This is a genomic window from Boseongicola sp., from assembly GCF_057460485.1.
In genome coordinates this window covers 1-3,627 of record NZ_JBVCWP010000352.1, presented here as the reverse complement: position 1 = coordinate 3,627, position 3,627 = coordinate 1, and the positions used below count along the sequence as shown (strand labels likewise).

Below are 3,627 nucleotides of genomic sequence, written 5' to 3'. Positions count from 1 at the left end.
GATCTTCTTGAAGAAATACAAGAGGAATCCGGGCAGGATATTGGCCTGCACATGACTGGCGGCCTTACCATGGCCGGCACGCCCGAACGCTGGGAATGGCTCCAATCTGCGTATCGTGTGTTCCAATCGATCGGGATCGAAGATTGCCGCCTCGTCACGCCCAAAGAGGCGGGAGAGCTTTGCCCGATCATGTCCACCGAGGGCCTGTTGGGGGGCATGTGGGCCGACCGCGAGGGGTATCTCGACACCACCGGCACGGTCCACGCCTATGCCGGCGCCGCTCGCAAACGTGGTGCGCAATACTTTGAGCACACCAAAGTCGAAGAGTTGATCCAGACTGCCGATGGCTGGAAAGTGGTCACCGACAAAGGCACAATTACCTGCGAACACGTGGTAAATGCCGCCGGTCTTTGGGCCAAACAAGTTGGACGCATGGCTGGGGTCGAACTGCCCGTTTCGCCCTTAAAGCACCACTACCTTATTTCCGACACCATCCCTGAGTTGGAAAAACTCGACTTTGAAGTCCCGATGACCGTCGACCTCGAGGGCTTCACTTACCTGCGCCAAGACCAAAAAGGTGTCCTGCTCGGCATTTACGAGGTCGACCACGAACACTGGGCGATGGATGGCGCGCCGTGGGATTATGGTATGGAATTGTTCCAGGAACAGACCGACCGTATCGAAAAGGAACTCATCTTTGGCTTCGAACGCTACCCCTGCCTGCAAGAAGTTGGCGTCAAAACATGGGTTAACGGCGCCTTCACTTTCTCCCCTGACGGTAATCCTCTTGTCGGTCCCGTGCCCGGCAAGCGTGGTTATTGGACAGCCTGCGCGGTCATGGCGGGCTTCCTTCAAGGTGGCGGCGTCGGCAAATCGCTTGCCGAATGGATGATCCACGGCGAACCCGAAGCAGACGTCTACGCCATGGATGTCGCCCGCTATGGTCCGTGGGCCGCAAACAAAGAATACATCCGCCAAACGACCGGGCAGTTCTATTCCCGCCGCTTCGTTATGACTTATCCGAACGAACAGCTTCCCGCGGGGCGCCCGCTGAAAATGGCGCCCGCCCACGATGCCATGACGGCCGCCGGTTGCCGATGGGGTGTCAACTGGGACCTCGAAGTGCCACTCTATTTTGCACCCAATGAAGATTTCGTTGAGACCCATACGCTAAAAAGATCAAATGCCTTCGATATTGTTGCTGCGGAATGCAAAAACGCGCGCGAAAACGTCGGAATGGTCGACATTACCGGTTTCAGCCGCTTCGAGGTCTCGGGTCCCAACGCGCTGAGCTGGCTCGACAAGATCATGGCCTCCAGACTGCCCGCGCCGGGACGCGCGCGTCTTGCCCCGATGCTTGCCGAGAACGGCCGCCTGAAGGGCGATCTGACGGTTTTCAACTGGGGGGATGGCACGTGGTGGATTATGGGCTCGTACTACTTGCGTGCCTGGCACATGCGATGGTTCGATGACCACATGGAAAGCGGCGTGTCTGTCCGCGATCTCGGAGAAGAAATCTGTGGCTTTGGCCTTACTGGACCAAACTCTCGCAAAGTCATCGAAAAGCTCTGCCACCAAGATATCGCGGCGCTGCCGTTCATGGGGTGTGGCCACTTTGATGTTGGCATAATTCAAGCCCGCGTCGCGCGGATGTCCGTCGCAGGAGAGCTTGGCTATGAGATCAACTGCCGCTATGGAGACCACGCCAAACTGCGCCGTATGCTGTTGGAATCAGGCGAAGACATTGGCCTTCAAGAGTACGGCTTCAATGCCATGCTATCGCTGCGCCTTGAGAAATCGTTCGGCATTTGGTCGGCGGAATTTACCCAAGGCTACACGCCCGGTATGACTGGAATGGACCGCTGGATCGCATGGGACAAAGGCGATTTTTTGGGCAAGAGGGCTGCCATCGCTGAACGTGACGGAAACGGTCCAGCCCAGATGCTTGTGACGCTTGAAGTCGACGCTGACGATGCCGACGCAAGCGGCTATGAACCCATCTGGAACGGCGAAGAAAAGGTGGGTTTCGTCACCTCCGGCGGCTATGGACATACGGTGCAAAAGTCGCTCGCAATGGCGCTTGTGAATTCCGATATCGCCAAACAGGGTCAGGTGCTTTCCGTTCATGTCGTCGGACGAGAGCGCCCCGCGCGGATCATCGATGCGTCGCCCTACGATCCTACCGGAAAAGCGATGCGCGGATGATCGAAACTGCGCCCGGAGGCCACTTTTTCGCCGCCCAGAAAACTATGTCGCGCTATCAAACAAAGTTTTATCAACCTTTTGCCGCCGATTGGTCGAATTTCGACGCATGGATCGAAAAGGGAAGCGCTGACGCCACCACCCGCGCCACCGCCATCTGGCAACGCATCTTGCACGAAGAAAAGGGCCCGGAAATTGACGACGCCCGCAAAGGTGCTCTCGACGACTACATCCGCAAAGCCACCGCTGCGGACGGCGCGGAACCGGTCAGCTAAAATGGCACACTTCATCCCGCTGCACCGCGACGATCCGTCGAAAGCCCCGCTTGTCGGGAATATCAAAGTCACGCGCCAGGACTGGCTGAATGTCGCCAAGGACATCCTGATTTCGGACGGCATCGAGCAGGTCAAAATCCTGCCCATGAGCGATCGCCTTGGCGTGTCGCGTTCATCCTTTTACTGGTACTTCAAAACCAGGCAAGACCTTCTCGACGCGCTTCTCGATCACTGGGAAAAAACCAATACAGCCGCCCTTGTCGCCAAAGCGCAGGCGCCGTCACGCACCATTACACAAGCCGTCAATCAGGTCTTCCACTGCGTTGTAAATCCCAGTATATTCTCGATCCCTTTCGATTTTGCGGTTCGGGACTGGGCCCGCCGATCCGATAAGGTCCGCGCCGTCCTGCACGCCTCAGAAGACACCCGAATCGCCGCGATCCAAGCTATGTTCCAACGCTACGAATACACCGAAATCGAAGCCCTTACGCGCGCGCGCATTCTCTACTACATGCAAAACGGCTACAATGACGCCGACCTCCAGGAACCGCTTGAAACTCGGATGAAAATGGTGCCGCATTACCTGTATGGCTTTACTGGCCAGCACGCCGCAGACGACGAAATCAGAGACTTCCGCGCCTATTGCCAGGCCGTTCAAACCGGAGACACCCCATGACCCAACCCATTGACGCAATCATTATCGGCACCGGAGTGATCGGCACCGCAACCGCTTTCGAAATGTCCAAGGCGGGCTACAAAACGCTCTCGCTTGATCGCAACACTCAGATCGGCCACGGCTCAACCGCCGGGTCCTGCGCGATCATTCGAATGCATTATTCGACCTTCGACGGCACCGCTTTCGCCTGGGAGGGCTATCACTACTGGCGCGACTGGAAATCCTACCTTGGTCTGCCTGACGGCGAAGAACTGGCGCAATTCAAGGAGTGCGGTTGCCTCGTTATGAAAACGACAGTTAACAACCAGCTCGAAAAGCACAAAGAAAATTCCGCCGCGCTCGACTGCCCCCATGAGGATTGGGGCCCCGAACAAGTGGCTGCAAAACTTCCGGTCTACACGCTCGACAGTTTTTCGCCCGCCAAGCGCCAGGACGATCCAAATTTTGGTGAACCCAACGGAGCCACCCTGCGCG

The 3,627-nt window shown here is 57.2% G+C and carries 4 protein-coding genes; all 4 read left to right on the top strand.

The window, feature by feature from the left end; all coding sequences use genetic code 11:
* Positions 1 to 2,205: GcvT family protein (locus AC221Y_RS21835; protein WP_486708427.1), on the top strand; the 2,205-nt coding region annotated here is incomplete at its 5' end.
* A complete protein-coding gene (locus tag AC221Y_RS21830) occupies positions 2,202 to 2,477 on the top strand; it encodes a trimethylamine methyltransferase family protein (RefSeq protein WP_486708426.1) in 276 nt (91 codons plus the stop codon). The genes AC221Y_RS21835 and AC221Y_RS21830, both read left to right, overlap by 4 nt.
* A gap of 1 nt (position 2,478) precedes the next feature.
* Positions 2,479 to 3,153, top strand: a complete 675-nt coding sequence (locus AC221Y_RS21825) for a TetR/AcrR family transcriptional regulator (protein ID WP_299750085.1) — start codon at positions 2,479 to 2,481, stop codon at positions 3,151 to 3,153.
* Positions 3,150 to 3,627: FAD-dependent oxidoreductase (locus tag AC221Y_RS21820; protein ID WP_486708425.1), on the top strand; the 478-nt coding region annotated here is incomplete at its 3' end. The genes AC221Y_RS21825 and AC221Y_RS21820, both read left to right, overlap by 4 nt.

What these genes read in the sequence shown, in the direction of transcription:
- AC221Y_RS21830 (WP_486708426.1), top strand. Translation starts at nt 2,202, where the DNA reads ATGATCGAAACTGCGCCCGGAGGCCACTTTTTCGCCGCCCAGAAAACT.
- AC221Y_RS21825 (WP_299750085.1), top strand. Translation starts at nt 2,479, where the DNA reads ATGGCACACTTCATCCCGCTGCACCGCGACGATCCGTCGAAAGCCCCG.